Origin of the sequence: Streptomyces sp. NPDC052396, assembly GCF_044593195.1 — a bacterium.
Classification (GTDB): Bacteria; Actinomycetota; Actinomycetes; order Streptomycetales; family Streptomycetaceae; genus Streptomyces.
Window position 1 is genome coordinate 60,195 of record NZ_JBIUAW010000013.1, and the last position, 23,113, is coordinate 83,307.

General features: G+C 71.4%; 24 protein-coding genes. 13 read left to right on the forward strand and 11 right to left on the reverse strand.

What is annotated here, in order from left to right:
- The first annotated feature begins 5 nt into the window (after nt 1-5).
- The 3 genes from mutA to meaB are packed head-to-tail and all read left to right on the forward strand — an operon-like array spanning nt 6 to nt 5,099.
- Nucleotides 6-1,877, forward strand: a complete 1,872-nt coding sequence (gene mutA, locus ACIHFE_RS28480) for a methylmalonyl-CoA mutase small subunit (protein ID WP_400111005.1) — start codon at nt 6-8, stop codon at nt 1,875-1,877.
- Complete coding sequence (scpA, locus tag ACIHFE_RS28485) at nt 1,877-4,093, forward strand: methylmalonyl-CoA mutase (protein WP_400111006.1); 2,217 nt, start codon at nt 1,877-1,879, stop codon at nt 4,091-4,093. The genes mutA and scpA overlap by 1 nt, the downstream gene beginning before the upstream one ends.
- A gap of 1 nt (nt 4,094) precedes the next feature.
- The gene (meaB, locus tag ACIHFE_RS28490) at nt 4,095-5,099 is read left to right on the forward strand and encodes a methylmalonyl Co-A mutase-associated GTPase MeaB (RefSeq protein ID WP_400111008.1); all 1,005 of its coding nucleotides are present in this window, start codon (nt 4,095-4,097) and stop codon (nt 5,097-5,099) included.
- A gap of 72 nt (nt 5,100-5,171) precedes the next feature.
- Here meaB and ACIHFE_RS28495 read toward each other — a convergent pair whose 3' ends face one another.
- The 7 genes from ACIHFE_RS28495 to ACIHFE_RS28525 all read right to left on the reverse strand — a co-directional run bounded on the left by ACIHFE_RS28495 (nt 5,172) and on the right by ACIHFE_RS28525 (nt 11,036).
- The gene (locus tag ACIHFE_RS28495; RefSeq protein WP_400111010.1) at nt 5,172-5,867 is read right to left on the reverse strand and encodes an HAD family hydrolase; all 696 of its coding nucleotides are present in this window, start codon (nt 5,865-5,867) and stop codon (nt 5,172-5,174) included.
- A gap of 12 nt (nt 5,868-5,879) precedes the next feature.
- Nucleotides 5,880-6,170 (reverse strand): acylphosphatase, encoded by a 291-nt coding sequence (locus tag ACIHFE_RS28500; RefSeq protein ID WP_400111012.1) that lies wholly within the window; start codon nt 6,168-6,170, stop codon nt 5,880-5,882.
- A gap of 74 nt (nt 6,171-6,244) precedes the next feature.
- Nucleotides 6,245-7,201, reverse strand: coding sequence for a pirin family protein (locus ACIHFE_RS28505; RefSeq protein ID WP_400111013.1), 957 nt, complete (start codon nt 7,199-7,201; stop codon nt 6,245-6,247).
- Complete coding sequence (locus ACIHFE_RS28510; RefSeq protein WP_400111014.1) at nt 7,198-7,545, reverse strand: hypothetical protein; 348 nt, start codon at nt 7,543-7,545, stop codon at nt 7,198-7,200. The genes ACIHFE_RS28505 and ACIHFE_RS28510 overlap by 4 nt, the downstream gene beginning before the upstream one ends.
- A gap of 73 nt (nt 7,546-7,618) precedes the next feature.
- Nucleotides 7,619-8,458, reverse strand: coding sequence for a GNAT family N-acetyltransferase (locus tag ACIHFE_RS28515; protein ID WP_400111016.1), 840 nt, complete (start codon nt 8,456-8,458; stop codon nt 7,619-7,621).
- Between the two features lie 41 nt (nt 8,459-8,499).
- On the reverse strand, nt 8,500-9,951 hold the full coding sequence (locus tag ACIHFE_RS28520) for an amino acid permease (RefSeq protein ID WP_400111173.1): 1,452 nt from the start codon (nt 9,949-9,951) through the stop codon (nt 8,500-8,502).
- Nucleotides 9,952-10,076: 125 nt separating this feature from the next.
- Nucleotides 10,077-11,036, reverse strand: coding sequence for a hypothetical protein (locus ACIHFE_RS28525; protein WP_400111018.1), 960 nt, complete (start codon nt 11,034-11,036; stop codon nt 10,077-10,079).
- A 471-nt stretch (nt 11,037-11,507) separates the two neighbouring features.
- On the opposite strand from ACIHFE_RS28525, the gene ACIHFE_RS28530 reads away from it, so the two are divergent.
- Together ACIHFE_RS28530 and ACIHFE_RS28535 are read left to right on the forward strand one after the other, a co-directional pair.
- The gene (locus tag ACIHFE_RS28530; RefSeq protein ID WP_400111020.1) at nt 11,508-12,026 is read left to right on the forward strand and encodes an RNA polymerase sigma factor; all 519 of its coding nucleotides are present in this window, start codon (nt 11,508-11,510) and stop codon (nt 12,024-12,026) included.
- Complete coding sequence (locus tag ACIHFE_RS28535; protein WP_400111021.1) at nt 12,023-12,727, forward strand: hypothetical protein; 705 nt, start codon at nt 12,023-12,025, stop codon at nt 12,725-12,727. The genes ACIHFE_RS28530 and ACIHFE_RS28535 overlap by 4 nt, the downstream gene beginning before the upstream one ends.
- Before the next feature lie 93 nt (nt 12,728-12,820).
- Here ACIHFE_RS28535 and ACIHFE_RS28540 read toward each other — a convergent pair whose 3' ends face one another.
- From ACIHFE_RS28540 to ACIHFE_RS28550, 3 genes are all read right to left on the reverse strand, one after another.
- Nucleotides 12,821-13,762 (reverse strand): M56 family metallopeptidase, encoded by a 942-nt coding sequence (locus tag ACIHFE_RS28540; protein ID WP_400111023.1) that lies wholly within the window; start codon nt 13,760-13,762, stop codon nt 12,821-12,823.
- Nucleotides 13,763-13,857: 95 nt separating this feature from the next.
- Nucleotides 13,858-14,436 (reverse strand): DUF5134 domain-containing protein, encoded by a 579-nt coding sequence (locus ACIHFE_RS28545; RefSeq protein ID WP_400111025.1) that lies wholly within the window; start codon nt 14,434-14,436, stop codon nt 13,858-13,860.
- Between the two features lie 140 nt (nt 14,437-14,576).
- Nucleotides 14,577-14,969: a VOC family protein gene (locus ACIHFE_RS28550; protein WP_400111026.1), complete on the reverse strand. Its 393-nt coding sequence runs from the start codon at nt 14,967-14,969 to the stop codon at nt 14,577-14,579.
- 90 nt (nt 14,970-15,059) lie between these two features.
- On the opposite strand from ACIHFE_RS28550, the gene ACIHFE_RS28555 reads away from it, so the two are divergent.
- The 4 genes from ACIHFE_RS28555 (at nt 15,060) to ACIHFE_RS28570 (ending at nt 19,106) form a co-directional block, all read left to right on the forward strand.
- The gene (locus ACIHFE_RS28555) at nt 15,060-15,635 is read left to right on the forward strand and encodes a GNAT family N-acetyltransferase (protein ID WP_400111027.1); all 576 of its coding nucleotides are present in this window, start codon (nt 15,060-15,062) and stop codon (nt 15,633-15,635) included.
- 224 nt (nt 15,636-15,859) lie between these two features.
- Nucleotides 15,860-17,257 (forward strand): DUF6421 family protein, encoded by a 1,398-nt coding sequence (locus ACIHFE_RS28560; RefSeq protein ID WP_400111028.1) that lies wholly within the window; start codon nt 15,860-15,862, stop codon nt 17,255-17,257.
- Nucleotides 17,258-17,283: 26 nt separating this feature from the next.
- Complete coding sequence (locus ACIHFE_RS28565; RefSeq protein WP_400111029.1) at nt 17,284-18,042, forward strand: SDR family NAD(P)-dependent oxidoreductase; 759 nt, start codon at nt 17,284-17,286, stop codon at nt 18,040-18,042.
- On the forward strand, nt 18,024-19,106 hold the full coding sequence (locus ACIHFE_RS28570; RefSeq protein ID WP_400111031.1) for a threonine aldolase family protein: 1,083 nt from the start codon (nt 18,024-18,026) through the stop codon (nt 19,104-19,106). The genes ACIHFE_RS28565 and ACIHFE_RS28570 overlap by 19 nt, the downstream gene beginning before the upstream one ends.
- A gap of 27 nt (nt 19,107-19,133) precedes the next feature.
- Here the strand turns inward: ACIHFE_RS28570 and ACIHFE_RS28575 are convergent, their stop codons facing one another.
- A complete protein-coding gene (locus ACIHFE_RS28575) occupies nt 19,134-19,862 on the reverse strand; it encodes a lysophospholipid acyltransferase family protein (protein ID WP_400111033.1) in 729 nt (242 codons plus the stop codon).
- 237 nt (nt 19,863-20,099) lie between these two features.
- On the opposite strand from ACIHFE_RS28575, the gene ACIHFE_RS28580 reads away from it, so the two are divergent.
- The 4 genes from ACIHFE_RS28580 to ACIHFE_RS28595 all read left to right on the forward strand — a co-directional run bounded on the left by ACIHFE_RS28580 (nt 20,100) and on the right by ACIHFE_RS28595 (nt 23,066).
- A complete protein-coding gene (locus tag ACIHFE_RS28580; RefSeq protein WP_400111034.1) occupies nt 20,100-20,435 on the forward strand; it encodes a thioredoxin family protein in 336 nt (111 codons plus the stop codon).
- A 137-nt stretch (nt 20,436-20,572) separates the two neighbouring features.
- Nucleotides 20,573-21,070 carry a flavin reductase family protein gene (locus ACIHFE_RS28585; protein ID WP_400111036.1) on the forward strand — a complete coding sequence of 166 codons (498 nt, stop codon included), beginning with the start codon at nt 20,573-20,575 and terminating at the stop codon, nt 21,068-21,070.
- A gap of 201 nt (nt 21,071-21,271) precedes the next feature.
- On the forward strand, nt 21,272-22,057 hold the full coding sequence (locus tag ACIHFE_RS28590; protein WP_400111038.1) for an electron transfer flavoprotein subunit beta/FixA family protein: 786 nt from the start codon (nt 21,272-21,274) through the stop codon (nt 22,055-22,057).
- Nucleotides 22,058-22,103: 46 nt separating this feature from the next.
- Nucleotides 22,104-23,066, forward strand: coding sequence for an electron transfer flavoprotein subunit alpha/FixB family protein (locus tag ACIHFE_RS28595; RefSeq protein WP_400111039.1), 963 nt, complete (start codon nt 22,104-22,106; stop codon nt 23,064-23,066).
- Nucleotides 23,067-23,113: the final 47 nt, after the last annotated feature.

Consider the following 23,113-nt stretch of genomic DNA (forward strand, 5'->3'; position numbering starts at 1 on the left):
CCTCCATGACGGTCCTGCCTGACGAAGGCTTCTCACCGGCCGCCGAATTCCCCGACGCCACCCGCGAGCAGTGGCAGCGCCTGGTCGAAGGCGTGCTGCGCAAAACGGGCAAGGATGTGACGGGCACGGCGGCCGAGGACGCGCTGGCCACCGCGCTCCAGGACGGGCTGGCGACCCGCCCGCTCTACACCGCCGAGGACACCGCGCCCGCCGCCGGCTACCCGGGCCTGCCGCCGTTCACCCGCGGCTCCCGCGCCGAAGGCACCGCCCTCACCGGCTGGGACGTCCGCCAGCACCACGCCCACCCGGACCCGCGCCGCGCCAACGAGGCCGTGCTCGCCGACCTGGAGAACGGCGTCACCTCGCTCTGGCTGGCCGTCGGCGCCAACGGGCTCCCGGTGGACGGCCTGCCGGCCGCCCTGGACGGCGTCTACCTCGACCTGGCCGGCATCACCCTGGACGCCGGCGCCGAGTTCCCGGCCGCGGCCGACGCCCTGTTGCGCCTCTATGACGAGCGTCAGGTGCCCGCCGGCGCGGCCACCGGCACCCTGGGCGCCGACCCGCTGGGCACCCTCGCCCGTACCGGCACCGCCGCCGACACCGCCGCCGCGGCCCGGCTGGCGCTGCACTGCGCCCGGCAACGCCCCGGACTGCGCGCCCTGGTGGTGGACGCCCTGCCCTACCACGAGGCCGGCGCCTCCGCCGCCCAGGAACTGGGCTGCTCACTGGCCACCGGAGTGGCGTATCTGCGCGAGCTCACCGCGGCCGGCCTGAGTGTCGAAGAGGCCTGCGCCCAGCTGGAGTTCCGCTACGCCGCCACCGCCGACCAGTTCCTGACCATCGCCACCCTGCGTGCCGCCCGGCGCCTGTGGTCCCGGGTCGCCGAGGTCAGCGGAGCGGCCCCGGCCCACCGCGCCCAGCGCCAACACGCCGTCACCTCACGGGTGATGATGACCCGCCGGGACCCCTGGGTGAACATGCTGCGCACCACCGTGGCCTGCCTGGGCGCGGGCGTCGGCGGCGCGGACGCGGTCACCGTGCTGCCCTTCGACGAGGCGCTGGGCCTGCCCGACGCCTTCGCCCGCCGTATCGCCCGCAACACCTCGGCCATCCTTATGGAGGAGTCCCACCTGGCCAGGGTCATCGACCCGGCGGGCGGCTCCTGGTACGTGGAGCGGCTCACCGAGGAACTGGCCCAGGCCGCCTGGGCCTGGTTCCAGGAGATCGAGCGGGCCGGCGGCCAACAGGCCGCACTGGAGAGCGGATTGACCGGGGAACGGCTGGCAACCACCTGGCATGAGCGCTCCGCCCGCCTGGCCACCCGGCGCGAACCCATCACCGGCGTCAGCGAGTTCCCCCACCTCGGCGAACAGCTCCCCGAGCGGGAACCGGCCCCGGCCCGCCCGGCCGGCCTGCTGCCCACGGTGCGCCGTGACGAGGCGTACGAGGCGCTGCGCGCCCGCTCCGACGCCCACCTGGCCGCCACCGGCGCCCGGCCCAAGGTCTTTATCGCCGCCCTGGGACCGGCCGCGGCGCACACCGCGCGGGCCACCTTCGCCGCCAACCTCTTCCAGGCCGGCGGCATCGAACCGGTGCACCACCCCGCCACGGTCGACGCCGCCTCGGCGGCCGGGGCGTTCACCGCCGCCGGCGCCGCCATCGCCTGCCTGTGCTCCAGCGACACCCTCTACGCCGAGCAGGCCGAGGACGTGGCCGCGGCCCTGAAGTCGGCCGGAGCCCAGCGGGTGTTCCTGGCCGGACGCCCCGGCGAGCACCGGGAAGCCCAGCTGCGGGCCGGGGTCGACGAGTTCGTCTTCGCGGGCGGCGACGTGGTCGCCGTTCTGTCCTCCGTCCTCGACCTCCTGGGAGTGGCGTGATGCGGCCCGATTTTTCAGGTATTCCGGCCGACTTCTCCGACATCGAACTGGGCCCGGTCAACGCCCCGGCCGAAGCGGGCACTTGGCGCGCCGCCCTCAAGGAGAGCACCGGCAAGAGCGATGGGGACCTGCTCTGGGAGACCCCCGAGGGCATCGGCGTCAAGCCCCTCTACACCGCCGAGGACCTGGACGGGCTGGACTCCCTGGCCACCTACCCCGGCATCGCGCCCTATCTGCGCGGCCCGTACCCCACCATGTACGTCAACCAGCCGTGGACCATCCGGCAGTACGCCGGATTCTCCACCGCCGAGGAGTCCAACGCCTTCTACCGGCGCAATCTGGCGGCCGGCCAGAAGGGCCTGTCGGTCGCCTTCGACCTGCCCACCCACCGCGGCTATGACAGCGACCACCCCCGGGTCACCGGCGATGTGGGCATGGCCGGAGTGGCCATCGACTCCATCTACGACATGCGGCAGCTCTTCGACGGCATCCCGCTGGACCGGATGAGCGTGTCGATGACCATGAACGGCGCGGTGCTGCCCGTCCTCGCGCTCTATATCGTCGCCGCCGAGGAACAGGGCGTATCGCCCGAGAAGCTGGCCGGGACCATCCAGAACGACATCCTCAAGGAGTTCATGGTCCGCAACACCTATATCTATCCGCCGAAGCCCTCGATGCGGATCATCTCCGACATCTTCGCCTACACCTCGCAGAAGATGCCGCGCTACAACTCCATCTCCATCTCCGGCTATCACATCCAGGAGGCCGGGGCCACCGCCGACCTGGAACTGGCCTACACCCTGGCCGACGGGGTGGAGTACCTGCGCGCCGGACTGGGCGCCGGCCTGGATGTGGACGCCTTCGCGCCCCGGCTCTCCTTCTTCTGGGCGATTGGCATGAACTTCTTTATGGAGATCGCCAAGTTGCGGGCGGCCCGGCTGCTCTGGGCCAAGCTGGTCTCCCAGTTCGAGCCGGAGAACGCCAAGTCCCTGTCGCTGCGCACCCATTCCCAGACCTCGGGCTGGTCGCTGACCGCCCAGGATGTGTTCAACAATGTGGCGCGCACCTGTGTGGAGGCCATGGCCGCCACCCAGGGACACACCCAGTCGCTGCACACCAACGCCCTGGACGAGGCGCTGGCGCTGCCCACCGACTTCTCCGCCCGTATCGCCCGCAACACCCAGCTGCTGCTGCAACAGGAGTCCGGCACCTGCCGGGTGATCGACCCCTGGGGCGGCAGCGCCTATGTGGAGAAGCTCACCCATGACCTGGCCCGCCGCGCCTGGCAGCACATCCAGGAGGTCGAGGCGGCCGGCGGCATGGCCCAGGCCATCGACGCCGGCATCCCCAAGCTGAGGGTGGAGGAGGCCGCGGCCCGCACCCAGGCCCGGATCGACTCCGGCCGTCAGCCGGTGATCGGCGTCAACAAGTACCGGGTGGCCAGCGACGAGCAGATCGAGGTGCTCAAGGTCGACAACTCCGCCGTGCGCGCCCAGCAGATCGACAAGCTGCGGCGGCTGCGCGCCGAGCGCGACGAGGCCGCCTGCCAGGCCGCGCTGGCCGCCCTCACCCGGGCCGCCGAGTCCGGCCCCGGCCGCGGCCTGGAGGGCAATCTGCTGGCCCTGGCCGTCGACGCGGCCCGCGCCAAGGCCACCGTCGGCGAGATCTCGGACGCCCTGGAGAAGGTCTATGGGCGGCATGCCGGCCAGATCCGTACCATCTCCGGGGTGTACCGAGAGGAGGCGGGGGAGTCGTCCCAAGTGGAGCGGACCCGGCAGCTGGTGGCGGCCTTCGAGCGCGAGGACGGGCGCCGGCCGCGCATCCTGGTCGCCAAGATGGGCCAGGACGGCCATGACCGCGGCCAGAAGGTGATCGCCACCGGCTTCGCCGACCTGGGCTTCGATGTGGACGTCGGCCCGCTGTTCCAGACCCCCGCCGAGGTGGCCCGGCAGGCGGTGGAGGCGGATGTGCACATCGTGGGCGTCTCCTCGCTGGCGGCCGGACATCTGACGCTGGTCCCGGCACTGCGCGAGCAACTGGCCGAGGAGGGACGCGAGGACATCATGATCGTGGTGGGCGGGGTGATCCCGCCGCAGGATGTCCAGCCGCTGCTGGACGCCGGCGCCGCCGCGGTGTTCGGACCCGGCACGGTGATCCCGGACGCCGCCCAGGACCTGCTGCGGACCCTGGCCGGGGCCCTCGGCCACGAGCTGTGACATGGCGCGGCAGATCGATGTCGACGCCTATGTGAAGGGCGTGCTGGACGGCAGGCGGGCGGCCGTCGCCCGGGCCATCACCCTGGTCGAGTCCACCCGCGCCGACCACCGGGAACTCGCCCAGCGGATGCTGGTCGAGCTGCTGCCGCACAGCGGCGCCGCCCGGCGGGTGGGCATCACCGGGGTGCCCGGTGTGGGCAAGTCCACCTTTATCGACGCGCTGGGCACCCTGCTCACCGGGCTCGGCCACCGGGTGGCGGTGCTCGCGGTGGACCCCTCCTCCAGCCGCACCGGTGGCTCCATCCTGGGCGACAAGACCCGGATGGAGCGGCTGGCCGTGGACCCCGCCGCCTTTGTCCGCCCCTCGCCCACCGCCGGCACCCTCGGCGGGGTGGCCAAGGCCACCCGGGAGACCATGGTGGTGATGGAGGCGGCCGGCTATGACGTGGTGCTGGTGGAGACGGTCGGCGTGGGCCAGTCCGAGACGGCCGTCGCCGATATGGTCGACACCTTTCTGATGCTCACCCTGGCCCGCACCGGCGACCAGCTCCAGGGCATCAAGAAGGGTGTGCTGGAACTCGCCGATGTCATCGCCGTCAACAAGGCGGACGGGCCGCATGAACGCGACGCCAGGTCGGCCGCCCGTGAACTGGCCGGCGCGCTACGGCTGTTGCGCGCCCCGGACGCGGCCTGGAACCCTCCGGTGCTCACCTGCAGCGCCCGTGAGGGCACCGGCCTGGAAGCGCTCTGGGAACGACTGGAACAGCACCGCCGGGTGCTGGAAGCCACCGGCGCCCTCCAACAGCGCCGCCGGGAGCAGCAGGTGGAGTGGGCCTGGTCCATGGTGCGCGAGCAGCTGCTGACCGAACTGCGGACGCACCCCGGGGTGCGGGCGGCCGCGCCGGGGCTCGAACAGCGGCTGCGCGAGGGCACATTGACCGCGACGCTGGCGGCGGAGCGGCTGCTGGAAGCGTTCCGGTCGCCGGCCGGGCCGGATGGCTCCTGACCAACCGCTCGGCTGTCCAGGGGCGCCCCGTAAGGGGCGCACAACGGGGCACCCCCGACCCAGCGGAAGCGCTCAGCCCAGCCGCTCCAGCACCGGCCGCAGTCCGTCCGGGCGTTCCGTCACCGGCAGGTGATCCACCAGCAGGACCTCACACCCCAGCGCCGCCGCGCCGCCGTCTGCCCGGGCATCGTCCCCGACCATCAGCACCTGCTCCGGCGCCACCCCCAGGGCATCGCAGCCAATGCGGAACAGCCGTGGATCCGGCTTCTGCACCTGGTGTTCATACGACAGCACAAAGGCATCCACCCACCGGTCCAGGCCATGCCGCCGGAACACCGGCCGCAGGTCCCAGCCGATATTGCTCACCACGCCGACCGGCACTCCGCGCCGCCTCAGCTCCGCCAGCACCTGGGCCGCGTCCGGATACGGAAGCCAGGCATCCGGCTCCATGTGCCGGGCGTACAGCGCCTCGTATAGCTCCGGCTTGGGCAGCCGGGCCTCCCTGGCCAGCCCCAGATAGGCGGCCCGGTGCTCCTCGGTGCTGCGGTCCCGCTGGGCCCACGCCGCCGCCAGCGGCTCGGGCACCACCCGTGGCGCCGGACCGCCGGGCAGTGCGCCGCACTCGCGCAACTCCCTTTCCATCCGGCCGAATTCCGCCTCCTCCGGCCGGAGGCCGGCCCGGTCCAGCACGGTGCGCAGCCAGGAAGTGGTGGACTCGATACGGAAAAGGGTGCCGGAGAAGTCAAAGAGGACGCCATGGACAGTCATGCCGTCAGTCTTTCAGCCCCCGCTAGGGCGCACCTCGAACCCGGCCAGTCCCTCCGGCTCCTCCGCCCTGACCTCCACCCCTTCCACCTCGGCCCGCACCGGCCCCCGGCCCGCCCACCGCACCATCCGTTCCACCGCGTCCCCATCCCCCTCGAACACCGCTTCAACGGTGCCGTCGGTCCGGTTCCGCACCCACCCGGCCACCCCGTTCCGCGCGGCCTCGGTGCGGCAGGTGTCCCGGTAGTACACGCCCTGGACCAGGCCGGAGACAACGATGTGCTTGCGGATCACGGTGGGCCTCATCTCGGGGTCGGTGGATTGGCTTTGGGCGGAGTGTAAGCCTCCGCCTGGCCGGGGCCGATGGGCTCGCCGTGAGGTCAGCGCACCCGCCCCCGCGCCTTGAGCGGCACCGGCGGCAGCATGGGTGCCGGCAGCGGAGGCCCGTCGTAGCCCTGGACCTCCCCGAACCGGGACCCCGTCATCCAGTCCTCGCGGGCCTGCGCGATTTCCTCCATGGAACGGCCGACGAAGTTCCACCACATCAGGATCTTCTCCTCGAAGGGCTCGCCGCCCAGCAGCATCAGGGCGCTGTCCACCTCGGCGCGCAGCGGGAGTTCGGAGCGGCCGCAGCCCAGGTAGAGCAGGGCGCCGGGGGTCAGGCGGACGCCGTCGACCTCGGCTTCGCCGGACATGGCAAGGGCCGCGTACTCGAAGTCCGGCTCAAGGGGGAGGCGGGCGGCGGTGCCGGAGGGGAGGGTGAGGTCGGCGCCGACAAGGGGGGTGTAGGTGGTGGCGGGGGAGGCGGTGCCGGCCAGTTCGCCGAGGATGACGGTGGCGCGCAGGCCACCGCCGGTCACCTGGGGGAGTTGGGAGTGGTGTTCCCAGCTCGGCGCGGTGTTCCGGTGGGCCTCGGGCAGCGCCACCCATAGCTGGGCGCCATGCAGCAGCCGGGCGTGCTCGCGCGGGGACTCCTCGGAGTGGGCGATGGCCCGGCCCGCGGTCATCAGCCCCAGCTGTCCGGGGCGCAGGGTCTGCAGGCTGCCCAGGCTGTCGCGGTGCAGCACCTCGCCGTCGTGCAGCCAGCTGACCGTCTGCAGGCCCAGGTGCGGGTGCGGGGGCACCTGCATGCCGGGCTCGTCGGCGATGTCGTCCGGACCGTAGTGGTCGACAAAGCACCAGGCCCCCACCATGCGCCGGCCCAGGCTGGGCAACAGCCGCCGGACCACGGTGCTTTCGCCCAGCGGGACGTTCTTGGCGGGCAGCAGGTCGCGTACCGGGCCGGAGGAGGTGCCCCCGCACAGGGTGGTGGCGGGTTTGCGGTCGAGGTTGCTCATGGCCGCACCGGTCCGGGCGGGAGAGCGGTCAACTCGTCCATCCGCTGCGCGACATGGCGGGCGTGCCGGTCGAGGGTGGCCGCCGGGTCGTCGGCGAAGCGGTGCAGCGCGGTGGCGGCGGTGATGATGACATCGCACAGTTCCGCGGCCACATCGGCCCGTTGGTGGGTGACTCCCTTGCGCGGGTTCTGGCCGGTCATGCCGATGTATGCCTGCATCACCTCGCCGGCTTCCTCGGCCAGTTTCATCAGCCGCATCGCCGTCTCATGCTCGCCGGCGCCATTGGCGGCGTCCAGCCAGGCGGCGGACTTGCGGGCCACCGCCCACAGCTGGGCTTCTTCCATGGATGTCGTCTCCTTCACAGCAGACAGCCTGCCAGGCCCACCGGCTGGCCGCCCGGCCGGTGGGCGGGTGCGGTCAGCCGAGTTCCAGCGTGGTGACGCCGAAGGTGCGGTCCACCCCGGTGGCCGGAGCGGGGCCGCGGTACATCCGCACCGTGTGCGAGACGGCGGCCAGGCCGAGGGACTCGGCGAGGGCGCAGGCGGCCGCGTTGGGCTCGGGGATGTCCAGGGAGACCGTCGCCTCCGGGCCGAGCGGGGCGGTGAGGGAGGACAGCAGTGCGCCCGCGTCCTCGGCGGTGTCCGCGAACAGCGGCCCCACCCGGTGGCCCTCGGCGGCCGGGCGGATCACGCCATAGCCGGTCACCCGGCCCTCGCGCAGCCGGACCAGGGAACGGTGGCCCTCGGCGGTCAGCCAGCGTTCGACGAAGGCGGGGCGCTCGGCGGGGAAGCAGGCACGGTCGTACTCGGCGATGGCGGTGCGCAGTCCGGGGGCGTACGGCAGCACATCGGCGGCGGGGGCGGCGGCCGGCCGGCCGGTGTAGCGGACGGTGCGGTGGGCGGAGGTGAAACCGGAGCGCTTATAGGTGTTCTCCTGCTCGGGCACCGCGTCCAGGCCGACCGTACGCTCCCCGGCATGGGCGAAGGCGGCCCGCCAGGTGGCCAGGCCCAGGCCCCGGCGCCGGAACCCGGGATGCACCAGGTAGAAGCCGAGGAAGGCGAAGGCGGGGGAATAGGTGACCACGGATATCGCGGAGACCACCTGCCCGTCGTCCAGACGTCCCAGGAAGAAGCCCCGCGGGTCGGTGGGGTGGAAGCAGACCTCGTCTCCGTCGCCGGGGTTCCAGCCCTCCGACCGGGCCCAGGCGACGGCCTGCTGCCATTCGTCCAGCGAGGCACGGGAAACGGTGAGGTTCATGGGTGCGGAGTCCTTTTCCGTAAAGCGGTCGGTACAGCGGTTCAGATCAGGTCCATCGCGGCCACCTCGTCGGGACTGCCATAGCTCACCGGTCCCTTGAAGCGGCGGCGGGCGGTGGCGAACCACCAGACCGTGGCGATCAGCAGCACCACGGCCAGGGCGATGGGCGCGTAGTTGAAGGATTCGGCGGTGATGGGCGACGCCTGCGGCAGCATGAACAGCACATTGCTGAGGCCGATCCACACCACCGCCAGGGCCGCCACCGGCCGGCCCCAGCGCCCCAAGTGCCAGGGGCCCGGCCGGAATTCGCGCAGCCGCAGGCGGAGGAAGATCGGTACTCCATAGGCGAGGAAGAGCCCCACCACATTGATGCTGACCACGGCGGTGAAGGCGACCTTGGACCACCAGCCGGGCAGCACCAGCACCAGGGCACAGACCGCGGCCAGCCACACCGCCTTGACGGGGGTGCGGGTACGCGGGGAGACCGAGTGCCACAACCGGGAGCCGGGCATGGCGCCGTCCCGGGAGAAGGCGAAGATCTGCCGGGTGTTGCTGGTCATATTGGCCAGCCCGCAGAACAGCATGGCGCCGATCACCACCAGCAGCAGCAGTTTGGCGGTGGTCATGCCCAGCGCGTCGATGAGGATCTGCACCGGCGGTGCGTCGGCGGCCGCCTCCTGGGCGTAGTCGGCGATGGCATAGACCAGGGCCAGCATCAGGATCAGCCCGGTGAGGGCGGAGTAGCCGATGGAGCGCACGATGCCCCGGGGAGTGTTCACGGTGGCCTGCACGGTCTCCTCGGACATATGGAAGCTGCCGTCGAAGCCGGTGAACGTCCAGCTGGTGACCAGCAGACCGAGCAGCCCGGCGTACAGGGCGCTGCCGAAGCCGGTGTTGTTGACCGAGTGCAGGACATAGGAGGCCGACCGGTGGTGTGAGGGCACCGAGACCAGTGCGGTGACGATGACCACCAGGCCCACCAGCAGCCACCACACCGAGATCCGGTTCACCACCGCGACCAGCCGTACCGTATAGGTGTTGGCCAGCGCCTGGACCAGCAGGATGGCCGCGGTGATCAGCACGGTCTGCTGCTGGGTCGCCTGGTACGACGGCCACTGCATGGCGATGAACGCCTGGACGAAGGTGGCCGCCGCATAGTCGGTGGCGGCCGTACCGCCCACCTGCCCCACGAAGTTGAGCCACCCGGTGTACCAGGACCAGGCGCCCTGGTGCCGCTTGGCGAGCTTGCCGGCCGAGAAGTACAGGGCCCCGCTGGTCGGGTAGGCGGAGGCGATCTCGGCCATGGAGGCACCCACGAACAGCACCATCACCGAGACCCCGATCCAGCCGAAGACCAGCACCCGCGGCCCGCCGGCGTTCATCCCGAAACCGAAGGAGGAGAAGATCCCGGAGAGGATGTTGATGATGGTGAAGGAGATGGCGAAGTTGTCGAACGCCCGGAAACGCCGGGTGAGTTTGCGGGGATAGCCCATGGCGTGCAGGGTCGCGTCGTCGTCCAGGGCGACACTGGCGGCGGCCTGCCGGTGTGCTCGGTCCTGAGCGGGGGACGGGATCTCCGTCATCTGCGCCTTCCTTATGGTGGGTTGGGGTACCGGAATCAGTCCGCGCCGGGCACCGGCAGCCGGCAGCGCCGCCGGGCTCTGGTCAACTGCTCCTCCGGAGCGCCGAACGCGCTCCAGGGCATGCGCGAGGCATAGGGGCCCATGGCCGCCAGCACCGTCCGGGCCTGCTGCTGGCACTCGGCCATCAGCAGCGCATGGGCCAGATAGGCCAGATCGACGACGGGCGTGAAGCGGTAGTCGGCCACTTTGGGGAACCAGTGGCGGTAGATGTCCAGGGCCAGGCTCCGGCACCGGTGCTGCTCCCAGATCCGGTCCGCCAGCGGGTCCGCCCTGGGGTCGTAGTCCTCCACCCGGGCCACCAGCGGCAGCAGCCGCACCGGGGAGCCGGCCGGCGCCCGGTTGCTGAGGAACTCCACCACGTCCCAGCGGGCGCTGGCCGAGCCGCCGTGCCGGGCGAAGTAGAAGGCCAGGAACCGGTGATGGGCCTCGCGGTTGAACGGGTCCAGGGTGAGTGCCCGGGAGAACAGCACCCAGGGACCGCGGGGCGCGGTCAGCATGCCGCGTGGCGCCGGGTCATGGGGGCGGTCGATACGGGCCAGCGCCAGCCGGGCCACCCAGGGGGTGGGGTCCTGGGGCGCCATCAACGCCGCCTGGTCACAGGCGGCCTGGGCGATACGGACCAGGGAGTCGGCCCGGGCGTCCCCCGCGTCGGCCATCCGCAGCGCCCGCAGCATGGCCACCCGGGCCCACAACAGGGCGGCGTCCGCGCTGGGTTCCTCGGCCAGCCGGCGCTCGGCCAGGTCGGAATCGGCGGTTATGGACGCCAGCACCAGCGACCGGTGGGCACGCAGTCCGAAATCCTCCCGGGCGTCCTCGAGCACCGCCAGCGCACTGTGATAGTGCCCGGCCTGGACATCCACACACGCCTGGGCCAACTCATGGTCATCTGCTGCCGGATGCCATACGTACCGGCCCTCGAACGTGCCCGCGATCATCCTCACCTGCCACCCATCGGCGCCGTCTTGGGACAAACCCCCGTCATCGCACGCCCCGCTTATGCTGGGCCCGGCCGAAAAGTGCTTACCGTTCGCATCGGCAGGCTCACCGTTCGCACCGGCAGCAGGTCACACCTTACTCATCAAGCTCTCGCCGGGAAGTCCATCCGGAGGATCGACTCCCGTATCCTGTCCGGCAGTTACCGGAATATGGTGTTCCGTAAGATTTTACCTCTGCTACCGGCACGAATTGGTCTCGGTGAGCGCCATTACCGGCGGAGGGCAGAGAAGGATGTCGTCCCTCGGGGCTGTGGACGGACGCGGGGGAGCGGCCCGCCCGGCCCGGCTCACCACCATCACAACCGGAGGGATCCCCAGTTCCGTGAACCCACATCACGCAGGCGCTCGGCGAACGGACCGGCGGCGAGGGGGCGAGCGTTGACGCCCTCCTGCCGCACGAGCACGCTTCCCGTGACCGAGCTGCCTGCCGATTACCGGGCCTTCCACCAGCTGTACCGCGGTGCCTATGTGCACTGGGCCGAGCTCTACCTGGGCAACCGTCATGACGCCGAGGAGGCCGTGGACCAGGCCTTCGAGGACCTCTACTTCGTGTGGAGCGATGTGCTGCGGGCGGAGAACCCCAACGCCTACGCCTGGGCGGTGGTCCGGCACCGCACCATCGACTGCGCCCGGGCCCGGGGACGGCGCCCCACCGTCATAGACACCGCGGTCTTCGAGACCGAGGCGCTGTGCCGGGCCGTCGACCCGATCGGCGAACTGGAGCTGAGTCTGGCCGTCTACAAGGCCATCAGCGCCTTACCGGCCCGCCAGCACGATGTCATCGTGCTGCACTACTGCCTGGGCTACAGCGTCCGGGAGACCGCCGACATCATGGGGATCACCCAGGGCGGGGTGCGTTCCACGGCCCGTCACGCCAGACACCGCCTGCACGACGCGCTTGGATTGCAGAAGGAAGAGGAGCACCGGTGACCGGATCACTCGACCATGTGCTGGCCAAGGCCCGCCTGGACCGGCGCCCCTATGCCAGTGACGAGATGGACCGGGCGGAGGCCCGGCTGGCCGCCCGCCTCACCGAGCGGATGTGGCTCGGGGCCCTGTGCTTCGACGACCAGATGGAACCGGCCCGGGCGGCCGCGGCCCGTGCCGCACAGCGCAACTACCTGCCGCACCGGGCCTTCTACCGGAGCCTGCGCAGCCTGTGCACGACCGTGGTGGCCCAGGACCTGCACAAGCTGGGCACCTTCCTGGCCCACCGGCTGCTGGAGCCGGAGGGCGCGCTGGTGCTGGGCTGTGTACTGCAGCTGGCCGACCGCGAGGACAGCGCCCGGTTCTGGTGGCAGTTCGCGGCCGGGGCCGATGCCGCCTGGGCCGCCTGCTGTCTGTATCTGCACCATATGGCGCTGGGAGAGCGCCAGGAGGCCGAACTGTGGCGCAGGCACGCCGGGTTGGAGTCGCTGATTCCGGAGACTCCCGAGGAGATCGACCGCAATGACCTCAATACCGCGCTGCAGATGCTGGACGGGCTGCGCGACGGTGAGGGCTTCTCGCCCGCGGCCTCCGCGGTGATCGCCTATGTGCCGGACGCGCTGGGCTTTGTGGACGAGGTCGATCTGCCGTTGCCACAGCCGGACTTCCCGGAACGGATCGAGGAACTCACCGCGGTGAACTAGGGGTTGGGCGCCCCGTTGGGGGCGCGGGGAACTGCGCGACCGGCCACGGGCGGCCCGCACCCGAAACGCACCCGGACCCGGCAATGCCCAGGGTCAACGGCCGAGGGCGCTCAGCCCCGGGATAAAGGTCACCAGCAGCGGTACCACCGGAACCAACGCCGCCGTTGCGGTCAGCCGCAGCCGCCGGGCAACGGTCAGCCGGGGTGCCGGGGCCAGCAGCCGGTCCACCCGGCCGGGCAGCTGGCCCAGCTGGGACCGGCCGGGGCCGAACGCCCCGCGCTCCTCGTTGAGTTCGACCAGGGCGAGGGCGGTGGTCAGCCGGCCGAAGCGCCGGGAGGCCGCGTCATCCGCCGCCAGCTCCACCAGCCGGTGCACCTGGTCCCGGAAGGCCGCGAACACCGGCACCTGCGGAAAGCCATGGGCCAGGGCACCGGAACAGTGCAGCAGCCAGTGGTGCCGGGCCCGGGCATGGCCCTGTTCATGGGCCAGCACCGCGTCCAACTGGGCGTCGTTCAGCCGCCGCAGGGCGCTGGTGGTGATCACCAGCTGGGGAGGCCGCCCACCGCGCAGCAGCCAGGCCTCGGGCCGGTCGCCCTCCAGCAGCACCAGCCGCTCCCCGCCCGGCTCCTCGCCCGGCAGCCGGGGCGAACGCTCCCGCAGCCCGGCCCGGCGCCGCCGGCGGTCGGCCCGTGCGGCACGGACCTCCCGGGTGAGCATCGCGGCGGTCCAGGCGGCACCACAGGCCAGGATGACGGCCAGCGGAGCGGCCCAACGGCCGTACCCGGCAAGGGAGTACGCCTCCATCACCCCGCTCGGCGCGGGCGCGAACACATTGCCGCGCACCTCCGCCCAGGCCGCGGCGGCACTCAGCGCCATGGCCAGCGCGCAGCACAGCAGCACGGCGGCCACCACGCACTGCCACACCCACAGGGCCAGTACGGGTTCGCGATCGGGCCAGTCGGCACGGGCCAGCACCCGGGGTGCCAGGGCCGCGACCAGCCCGCCGATAGCCAGCAGCGCGAGCGGGACCATCATGGGCATCAGCCTATGAGCGCGGCGGCCCCGCCAGAAACGTCTTGCCGCGGGAAAGTGACGTAGACCACGCGCCGTTGGCGGCCGGCCGTACCGGCTCACATGGTGAGCAGCATGCTCACCATGCCTATGCCCATGGACAGCCGGCAGGCCCGGGTCAGCTCCGGCCGCCGGACCGGGACGGGCGGGGCCGGTGCGCCGGGCGCGGCGGCCGCCGGGAGCAGGGCGGGCACCGTACGGATCACATACGCCGCGAAGTACACCAGCAGCAGCCCGGTGAGCGGCGGGGCCCCGGCCGGCCGGTGGCCGGTGTGCCCGCCATGGCCGCCCTCGGGAGTGGCGGCCATGGCGAGGGTCATATAGACCATGGCGAACGCGCCTATCGCATGGTGCAGATGGTGACCGCCGCCATGGCCGCCACCGCGCGGGCGCACCAGGGTCAGCGCCCGCAGGCCCGCGGCCGCGAACACCGCGGCGAACAACGATGCCGCCCAGGGCGGGGCGCCGGACATCCACACCGGCAGTGCCATCACCGCCATGCCCAGCGCCATCAGCGCATCACCCCGCGCGGCCCGGCGCTCCCCCGCGCCGCCGGCCCGCACCCCGCCCAGGCAGTAGACGCCCGTGGCGGTGCACATCACCACCAACAGCCAGCCGACCAGCGGCGGTTGATGCATGGCACACCTCCCCGGGGCACGACGTCCACCCCGGGAGGATGCCCAACCCGGCATGGGTGCACGGGAGCGCATGGGCGCATGGGGTAGCGCGGCCAGGCTCCATCCTGCGCCCGGGCGGAGGGTGTGCGCCGGGGAATGCCCTAGATTCCCGGGCGGTAACGCAAGGGGTGTCCCTCCGGCACCTCCACCACCGCGATCCGCACCCCATCGGGATCGGCGATCCACATCTCCACCAGCCCCCAGGGCTGCCGCAGCGGCGGCTGGAGAATCTCCACGCCCCGGCCCGCCAGCTCCCGGTGCGCCTCGGCGGCATCGGCCACCTGGAGCCACAACTCCAGCCCGGGCGCCGGGGGTTCGGCCGAGCGCCCCGAGACCTCCAGGAATCCGCCGCCCAGAAAATAGACGGTGCCGCGCTCGGGCCCCTCGCCGAACTCGCGATAGACGGCGAGACCCAGTGCCCCGCCGTAGAAGGCCCGGGTCCGCTCGGGATCGGTGGGCCGCAGAAGCATCCGGCTGCTCAGCACGTGCACCATGCCCGCAAACTGTACGCAAACCTCTCCGGTTACGCTCGATCGTGGCGCCGTACGGCGGCCGGAGCACCATGGAGAGGACGCGGGCAGCAGATGGAGACCAGGGCAGTGGAATCCCAGGAAGGGGCCGGTGCGACCCGGCTCGCGGAGCCGGTCTTCCGGTTCGCCACCGCCGCCGATGTACCGGATCTTGTCGCCTTGATCGAGTCGGCCTACCGGGGCGATGCCAGCCGGGCCGGCTGGACCACCGAGGCGGACCTGCTCGACGGGCAGCGCACCGACCCGGAGGGCGTGCTCGCCGTGGTCTCCGACGAGTCCGGCCGGCTGCTGGTGGTGGAGTCCGGCGGTGAGCTGGTGGCCTGCTGCCAGCTGGAACACCGGGGCGGCCATGCCTACTTCGGCATGTTCGCGGTCCGTCCGGCACTGCAGGGCGCCGGCCTGGGCAAGCTGGTGATCGCTGAGGCGGAGCGGCTGGTCCGGGCCGAGTGGAGTGCCACGGAGATGCATATGACCGTCATCCGGCAGCGCGCGGAACTGATCGCCTGGTACGAGCGGCGTGGCTACCGGCGCACCGGGCGGATGAGCCCCTTCCCCTATGGCGACGAGCGGTTCGGCATTCCCCGCCGGACCGACCTGGAATTCGAGCTGCTGGTCAAGGAACTCGGCTAGCGGCGAGCGCGGAGTGGCCGGAACCCAACTGACACAGCGTCGGAGGCATGCGCGACCCCTGGGGCGAGGAATAACGGCAGAGGTCTCGGGTGGGCCCCTACGACAGGAAATTCCCCGGCGCAACCGGGGGTCCGGCAGGATAATTTATTGCCTCACCCCTTGAGAGGAAGAACCTGGCATGGATACGGTGTCTTAACGCCAGGTTCTCCCGAGGAGGGGCAGTCATGACGGAAATCCTTTCGTCCGCAGCGATAGGCACCGGCGTTTTGCCCGTGGACCGGGTGGTCGATCACCCCGTCTGGGCAGCGCTCAAGGACGCCGTGGAGACGATCCGGCCGTGGCAGTCCCCGGACGGCTCCATCGACCTCGCCCGCGAGGGCGCGCCACCGGGGGAACGGGTACACGCCGAGTTCGACCGGGTCATCAGCGCGATCCAGGAGCTCTCCCCGCTGCTGCCGCACGACGCCGAGTACCACCGGGCGCTGGCCGCCGATCTGCGCCGCTGGGCCGACACCGGCTTCGGAGTGCCCGACTTCCTGGACTCGCTGCTGGCCTTCCAGCCCGCCGCGGAGCGCACCGACGGCCGGCAGCACCTCGTGGTGTTCCCGATGTACACCCAGAACGGCAACCCCGACCGCAACCTCGAGGCCGTGGTGCTGCGCGTGGTGTGGCCCGAGTGGCTGGCCGAGCTGGAGCGCACCCGCTACGACAACCCGCTGTTCGTCGGCATCACCTTCGAGGACTTCACCTCCGGCTATGACACCAACTCCGCGGTGCTCTTCCCGGAGACCGTCGCCGTCCGCCAGGCCCCCGACCGCTTCACCTGGGGCGCCATCTTCTGCGACCGGGAGGCGGCCCGCTTCCGCCGGGTCACCGAGTCCGCGGTGGCGACCCTGGGCCTGGAGCTGCCCGCCGACATCGCGGACATGCTCCATGACCAGCAGCGCTGCCAGCAGGCCTTCGTCCTGTGGGACATGGTCCACGACCGCACCCACAGCCATGGCGACCTGCCCTTCGACCCCTTCATGATCAAGCAGCGCCAGCCGTTCTGGATGTACGGCCTGGAGGAACTGCGCTGCGACCTGACCGCCTTCAAGGAGGCCGGGAAGCTGGCCGCGGACGGCTGCCCGCAGGGCCGTGATGTGCAGTACGCGGTGCTCTTCGACCGGATGTTCCGCTTCCCGGTCACCGGTGAGCGGGTGCGCAACTACGACGGCCTGGGTGGCCAGCTCCTCTTCGCCTACCTCCACCAGCACGACGTCGTACGCTGGACGGACAACACCCTGCATATCGACTTCGACCGTGCTCCCCAGGTCACCAACCAGCTGTGCGGCGAGATCGAGAAGCTCTACCGGGACGGCATCGACCGGCCCAAGCTGGTGCACTGGCTGGCCGCCTACGAGCTGGTCTCCCGCTACCTCGCCCCGCACCCCGGCTCGGTGTGGGCCAAGGGCCCCGAGGCCCTGGATCTCACCCAGCCGCCCCGCAAGCTGGTGGACGACGTGCTTCCGGACGAATTCCCGCTCAGCATGTTCTACGAGGCCCTTGCCAAGAAGCTGCGCGGCGTGATCGCCTCGACCAAGGGGATCACCGCCGAGCAGGCCGGGCAGGTGGCCGCGTGAGCGAGCGGAAGAAGGAGGCGACGGCCATGAGCACACCCGGAAACGGCAACGGCCGGCTGGACGGGGCCGTGGTGGCGGTGGCGGGAGCCGCCGGACCGGCGGGCCGGGCGGCCCTGCTGCGGCTGGCCGAGGCGGGGGCCAAGGTCATCGCCGCGGACGCCGACGCGGCCCGCCTCGCCGAGGCGGTGGACGCGGCCCGCTACGCCCATGGCGGGGCCACCGTGGTCGGCGACACCGTCGACCTCCTCGACCTGGCGGCGGCCCGGGCCTGGGCCGACCGCACCGAGAAGGAGTTCGGCCGGATCGACGGCCTGGTCCACCTGGTCGGCGGCTGGCGTGGCTCGGCCACCTTCGCGGAGACGGACCTGGCCGACTGGGAGCTGCTGGAGAAGCTGCTCATCCGCACCGTGCAGCACACCTCGCTGGCCTTCGAGAGCCCGCTGGCCCGTAGTGGCAACGGCCGGTACCTGCTGGTCAGCGCGGCCGGCGCCAGCAAGCCCACGGCCGGCAACGCCGCCTACTCCGCGTCCAAGGCCGCCGCCGAGGCATGGACCCTGGCCCTGGCCGACTCCTTCCGCAAGGCGGGCGGGGAACAGGAGCCGCCGGCTGCCGCCGCCATCCTGATCGTCAAGGCGCTGGTGCATGACGCCATGCGCGCCGAACGACCCAACGCCAAGTTCGCGGGCTTCACCGACGTCAAGGACCTCGCCGAGGCCATCGTCGGAACCTGGCAGAAGCCCGCCAGTGAAGTGAACGGATCCCGTCTGTGGCTGACCGCGCAGTGACCGAAACCGACGCCATACGCCGGCATGACCCCGATGCGCGCGGCTTCGCCAGTGACAACTACGCGGGCGTCCACCCCGAGATCCTCACGGCGCTGGCCCTGGCCAACGAGGGCCATCAGATCGCCTATGGCGAGGATGTGTACACCGCCCATCTGCAGGAGGTGATACGCGGCCACTTCGGCCCCTCGGCCGAGGCATTCCCGGTGTTCAACGGCACCGGCGCCAATGTGGTCGCCCTGCAGGCCGCCACCGAGCGCTGGGGAGCGGTCATCTGCGCCGGCACCGCCCATATCCATGTGGACGAGTGCGGGGCGCCGGAGCGGGTCGGTGGCCTCAAGCTGCTCACCGTTCCCGGCGAACACGGCAAGCTCACCCCGGAGTTGATCGACCGCGAGGCCTTCGGCTGGGACGACGAGCACCGGGCCCAGCCGCAGATCGTCTCCCTGGCGCAGACCACCGAACTGGGCACCTGCTACACGCCCGAGGAGATCCGGGAGATCTGCGACCACGCCCATGAGCGTGGCATGAAGGTCCATATGGACGGCTCCCGGCTGGCCAACGCCGCGGCCACCCTGGGCCGTCCGCTGCGGGAGTTCACCACCGACGCGGGAGTGGACCTGCTCTCCCTCGGCGGCACCAAGAACGGGCTGATGTTCGGCGAGTTGGTGGTGGTGCTCAACCCCGGTGCGGTCCGCGCCATGAAGCACCTGCGCAAGCTGTCCATGCAGCTCGCCTCCAAGATGCGTTTTCTCTCGGTGCAGTTCGAGGCGCTGCTGGCCGGGGACCTGTGGCTGCGCAGCGCCGGTCATGCCAATGCCATGGCCGCCCGGCTCGCGGCCGGCGTAAGCACGGTGGACGGCGTGGAGGTGCTGCACCCGGTGCAGTCCAACGCCGTCTTCGCCCGGCTGCCGCACGATGTCTCGGAGCGCCTGCAGAAGCGCTACCGGTTCTACTTCTGGGACGAGGCCGCCGGGGATGTCCGCTGGATGTGCGCCTTCGACACCAAGGAGGAGGACGTGGACGCCTTTGTGACGGCGCTGCGGGAGGAGATGTCCCGCAGCTGAGACGTCAGGCCGTCCGGGATCCCTGGTTCAGTGGGCTTCCCGGGCGGCTGCCTGGGCCGGAGTGGGGGCCGTGCCGCCCAGGTGGGCCGGTACCCACCAGGTGTCCTCCGGGCCCTTGGGGCGGACGGGATAGGCCCGCTGAGCCGCCTCCAGCAGGTCCTGCACCCGGGCGCGCACCCGCTCGGTGACGGATTCCGCGTTCTCCTCGCGCTCGACCGCCATTGGCTCGCCCACCCTTATCGCCACCGGCAGGTGGCTGCGCCGCATATCCCGCTTGTGCCCCTTGGTCCACAGCCGCTGGGTGCCCCACAGCGCCATCGGCAGCAGCGGCACCCCGGCCTCCTGGGCCAGCCGGGCCGCCCCGGACTTGAAGTTCTTCAGGGTGAAGGAGGTGGAGATGGTCGCCTCCGGGAAGACCCCGATGATTTCCCCGGAGCGCAGTGCGTCCAGGGCGTGCTGATAGGCCCCGGCGCCCGCGGAGCGGTCCACCGGAATGTGCTTCATGGCCCGCATCAGCGGCCCGGAGACCTTGTGCCGGAAGACCGACTCCTTGGCCATGAACCGCACCAGCCGCTTGGCCGGCCGGGCGGCCAGGCCGCAGAAGACGAAGTCCAGGTACCCGATGTGGTTGCTCACCAGCACCGCCCCGCCGCGCTGCGGCACATGCTCGGTGCCCTGGATGTCGAAGCGCAGATCGAGCGCCCTGAACATGGTGCGGGCGACACCGATCACCGGGGGGTAGACGAGTTCTGCCATGTCGGGCAAGTCCTTAGGGGCCTGGGGAGGGGTCTCCCGGCTGAAGTTACGCGGCCGTAACTTGGCGGTTCCGGCAGATCGTGCCTGAATGTCCGGCCTGTGGGCCAGTCGAGGGGTGCTCCTGGCCGGGAGATCCTCATCACGTCGGCCTGACTGTCCCGCCCGGGGCCCGGAATTTCCGGGACGCCGCCGGACGCTGGATGCTGGGGAAGGGCCAGGAACGAGGAGAGGACGAGCGTGCTCGGGCAGACGGACCGCGACCAGGACGGGCGGCTGAGCGCCGCCGACATCGGTGCGGAGCTGGGGGAGCGGGCCACGCTGGTGCACTTCTCCACCGCCTTCTGCCAGCCCTGCCGGGCCACCCGGCGGGTGCTCTCGGAGGTGGCGGCGCTGGTCGAGGGCGTCATCCATGTGGAGATCGACGCCGAGGCGCGCCTGGACCTGGTGCGCGCCCTGGGCGTCAGCGCCACCCCGACCGTGCTGGTGCTGGACGCGGGCGGGCGGGTGGTGCGCCGGGCCGCCGGACTGCCCGGCAAGGCGCAGGTCATCGCGGCTCTGGGCGCGGTGCTGTAGGCCGTGGCGATGCGGACCGTGGTGATCCACCTCCCATCTGCCGGGCGGCACTTGACGCTGTCCGCCCGTGATCGTCACTGTGACGCCATGTGGCGCGACGGTACCGCTCGGGCCGACTCACCAGAAGGACGGCTTCCATGACGGCCTCGCCCGAACTGGGCACCAGCCCCTCCGATTTGCTGCGGTCGGTCTTCCGCCGGCACGCCGCGGGAGTCGCCGTCATCACCGCGCGGGGCGCCCGGCCGGCCGGTTTCACCGCCACCTCGCTGACCTCGGTGGCCGCTGAACCCCCACTGGTTTCCTTTGGGGTGGGCACCGGCTCCTCCAGCTGGCCGGTGCTCGCCGAGGCCGGCCATGTAGGGGTGCACATACTCGGTGAACACCAGCGGGAGCTGGCGGCCACCTTTGCGCGCAGCGGTGCCGACCGGTTCGCCCCGCCCACCCGCTGGCACACCGGGCCCGAGGAGGTCCCGCTGCTGGAGGGGGTGCTGGCGTGGATGGTGTGCCGGGTGGTGGCCCGGGTGCCGGCCGGGGACCACCGGCTGGTGCTCGCCGAGGTGGTGGCCGGCGATCCCACCGGCGACGGCCGTCCGCTGCTGTACCACCAGGGGCGCTTCAACGGTCTGCGGGACTGATACGTCCCTGCGCCACGCGTTGGACAGATCACAGCTCACCGGCCTTGCAATCGACGGACCGGCTGTATGTACTGACGAGTAACATTCCGCTCGGGGCGTAGCCCTCCCGCAGGGGAAAACACCCACCGGAATCCCGCCCCCAAGGCGCCTATGCTGCCTGCCAAGGCAGCTACGAAGAGACGATGCAGTAGGAGAGCCGGCGTGAGCTTGAGGATCGTTGTCTGTGTGAAGTACGTGCCCGACGCCACCGGCGACCGGCACTTCGCCGAAGACCTGACCGTCGACCGTGACGACGTGGACGGCCTGCTCTCGGAGCTCGACGAGTACGCGGTCGAGCAGGCGCTGCAGATCGCCGAGGAGGCGGACGACGCCGAGATCACGGTGCTGACCGTCGGCCCCGAGGACGCCAAGGACGCGCTGCGCAAGGCCCTGTCCATGGGCGCCGACAAGGCCGTCCACGTGGAGGACGACGACCTGCACGGCACCGATGCGCTGGGCACCTCCCTGGTGCTGGCCAAGGCTGTTGAGCACATCGGCTACGACCTGGTCATCTCCGGCATGGCGTCCACCGACGGCGGCATGGGTGTGGTTCCGGCGATGCTCGCCGAGCGCCTGGGCGTCCCGCAGGTCACTCTGCTCTCCGAGGTCGCGGTGGCGGACGGCAAGGTCACCGGCCGACGCGACGGCGACGCGGCCAGCGAGCAGCTGGAAGCCGCGCTTCCGGCCGTGGTCTCGGTCACCGACCAGTCCGGCGAGGCCCGTTACCCCTCCTTCAAGGGCATCATGGCCGCCAAGAAGAAGCCGGTGCAGAGCCTGGACCTGTCCGACCTCGGCATCGAGGCGGACGAGGTCGGCCTGGAGGGCTCCTGGACCAAGGTCGACGAGGCCGCGGAGCGCCCGGCCCGTACGGCCGGCACCATCGTCAAGGACGAGGGCGAGGGCGGCAAGCAGCTCGCCGAGTTCCTCGCGGGCCAGAAGTTCATCTAAGGCCCCGTTCCCAACCGCCCTCACCATTCCCCAGGAGAGCAACGCCATGGCTGAAGTCCTCGTCTATGTCGACCACGTGGACGGTGCCGTCCGCAAGCCCACCCTCGAACTGCTCACCCTCGCCCGCCGTATCGGCGAGCCGGTCGCCGTGCACCTCGGCGCGGGCGCCGAGGAGGCCGCCAAGACGCTCGGTGAGTACGGCGCCGTGAAGGTGCTGGCCGCCGACGCCGCCGAGTTCGCCGACTACCTGGTGGCGCCCAAGGTGGACGCGCTTCAGGCCGCCTACGAGGCCGTCTCCCCGGCCGCCGTGCTGGTCCCCTCCTCCGCGGAGGGCAAGGAGATCGCCGCCCGCCTGGCCGTCCGCATCGGCTCCGGCATCATCACCGACGCCGTCGACCTGGAGGCCGGTGCCGAGGGCCCGGTGGCCACCCAGTCGGTCTTCGCGGCCTCGTACTCCACCAAGTCCCGGGTCACCAAGGGCACTCCGGTGATCACCGTCAAGCCCAACTCCGCCGCCCCCGAGGCCGCCCCGGCCGCCGGCGCGGTGGAGCAGCTGGCCGTCACCTTCGGCGAGAAGTCCACCGGCACCAAGGTCGTCTCCCGCACCCCGCGCGAGTCCACCGGCCGCCCCGAGCTGACCGAGGCCGCCATCGTGGTCTCCGGTGGCCGTGGCATCGGCGGTGCCGAGAACTTCCCGCTGATCGAGGCCCTGGCCGACTCGCTCGGCGCGGCCGTGGGCGCCTCCCGCGCCGCGGTGGACGCCGGCTGGTACCCGCACACCAACCAGGTCGGCCAGACCGGTAAGTCGGTCTCCCCGCAGCTCTACATCGCGGCGGGCATCTCCGGTGCCATCCAGCACCGGGCCGGCATGCAGACCTCCAAGACCATCGTGGCCATCAACAAGGACGCCGAGGCCCCGATCTTCGAGCTGGTCGACTACGGCGTGGTCGGCGACCTGTTCACGGTCGTCCCGCAGCTGACCGACGAGGTCAAGACCCGCAAGGGCTGACCCTGTTGCGCGATGCGGCCCCCGTCCTCGCTTCAGTTCTAGTGGTC

Coding starts and splice junctions, on each gene's coding strand:
- mutA (WP_400111005.1), top strand. CDS start 6: ATGACGGTCCTGCCTGACGAAGGCTTCTCACCGGCCGCCGAATTCCCC.
- scpA (WP_400111006.1), top strand. CDS start 1,877: ATGCGGCCCGATTTTTCAGGTATTCCGGCCGACTTCTCCGACATCGAA.
- meaB (WP_400111008.1), top strand. CDS start 4,095: ATGGCGCGGCAGATCGATGTCGACGCCTATGTGAAGGGCGTGCTGGAC.
- ACIHFE_RS28495 (WP_400111010.1), bottom strand. CDS start 5,867: ATGACTGTCCATGGCGTCCTCTTTGACTTCTCCGGCACCCTTTTCCGT.
- ACIHFE_RS28500 (WP_400111012.1), bottom strand. CDS start 6,170: ATGAGGCCCACCGTGATCCGCAAGCACATCGTTGTCTCCGGCCTGGTC.
- ACIHFE_RS28505 (WP_400111013.1), bottom strand. CDS start 7,201: ATGAGCAACCTCGACCGCAAACCCGCCACCACCCTGTGCGGGGGCACC.
- ACIHFE_RS28510 (WP_400111014.1), bottom strand. CDS start 7,545: ATGGAAGAAGCCCAGCTGTGGGCGGTGGCCCGCAAGTCCGCCGCCTGG.
- ACIHFE_RS28515 (WP_400111016.1), bottom strand. CDS start 8,458: ATGAACCTCACCGTTTCCCGTGCCTCGCTGGACGAATGGCAGCAGGCC.
- ACIHFE_RS28520 (WP_400111173.1), bottom strand. CDS start 9,951: ATGGGCTATCCCCGCAAACTCACCCGGCGTTTCCGGGCGTTCGACAAC.
- ACIHFE_RS28525 (WP_400111018.1), bottom strand. CDS start 11,036: ATGATCGCGGGCACGTTCGAGGGCCGGTACGTATGGCATCCGGCAGCA.
- ACIHFE_RS28540 (WP_400111023.1), bottom strand. CDS start 13,762: ATGATGGTCCCGCTCGCGCTGCTGGCTATCGGCGGGCTGGTCGCGGCC.
- ACIHFE_RS28545 (WP_400111025.1), bottom strand. CDS start 14,436: ATGCATCAACCGCCGCTGGTCGGCTGGCTGTTGGTGGTGATGTGCACC.
- ACIHFE_RS28550 (WP_400111026.1), bottom strand. CDS start 14,969: ATGGTGCACGTGCTGAGCAGCCGGATGCTTCTGCGGCCCACCGATCCC.
- ACIHFE_RS28555 (WP_400111027.1), top strand. CDS start 15,060: ATGGAGACCAGGGCAGTGGAATCCCAGGAAGGGGCCGGTGCGACCCGG.
- ACIHFE_RS28560 (WP_400111028.1), top strand. CDS start 15,860: ATGACGGAAATCCTTTCGTCCGCAGCGATAGGCACCGGCGTTTTGCCC.
- ACIHFE_RS28565 (WP_400111029.1), top strand. CDS start 17,284: ATGAGCACACCCGGAAACGGCAACGGCCGGCTGGACGGGGCCGTGGTG.
- ACIHFE_RS28575 (WP_400111033.1), bottom strand. CDS start 19,862: ATGGCAGAACTCGTCTACCCCCCGGTGATCGGTGTCGCCCGCACCATG.
- ACIHFE_RS28585 (WP_400111036.1), top strand. CDS start 20,573: ATGACGGCCTCGCCCGAACTGGGCACCAGCCCCTCCGATTTGCTGCGG.
- ACIHFE_RS28595 (WP_400111039.1), top strand. CDS start 22,104: ATGGCTGAAGTCCTCGTCTATGTCGACCACGTGGACGGTGCCGTCCGC.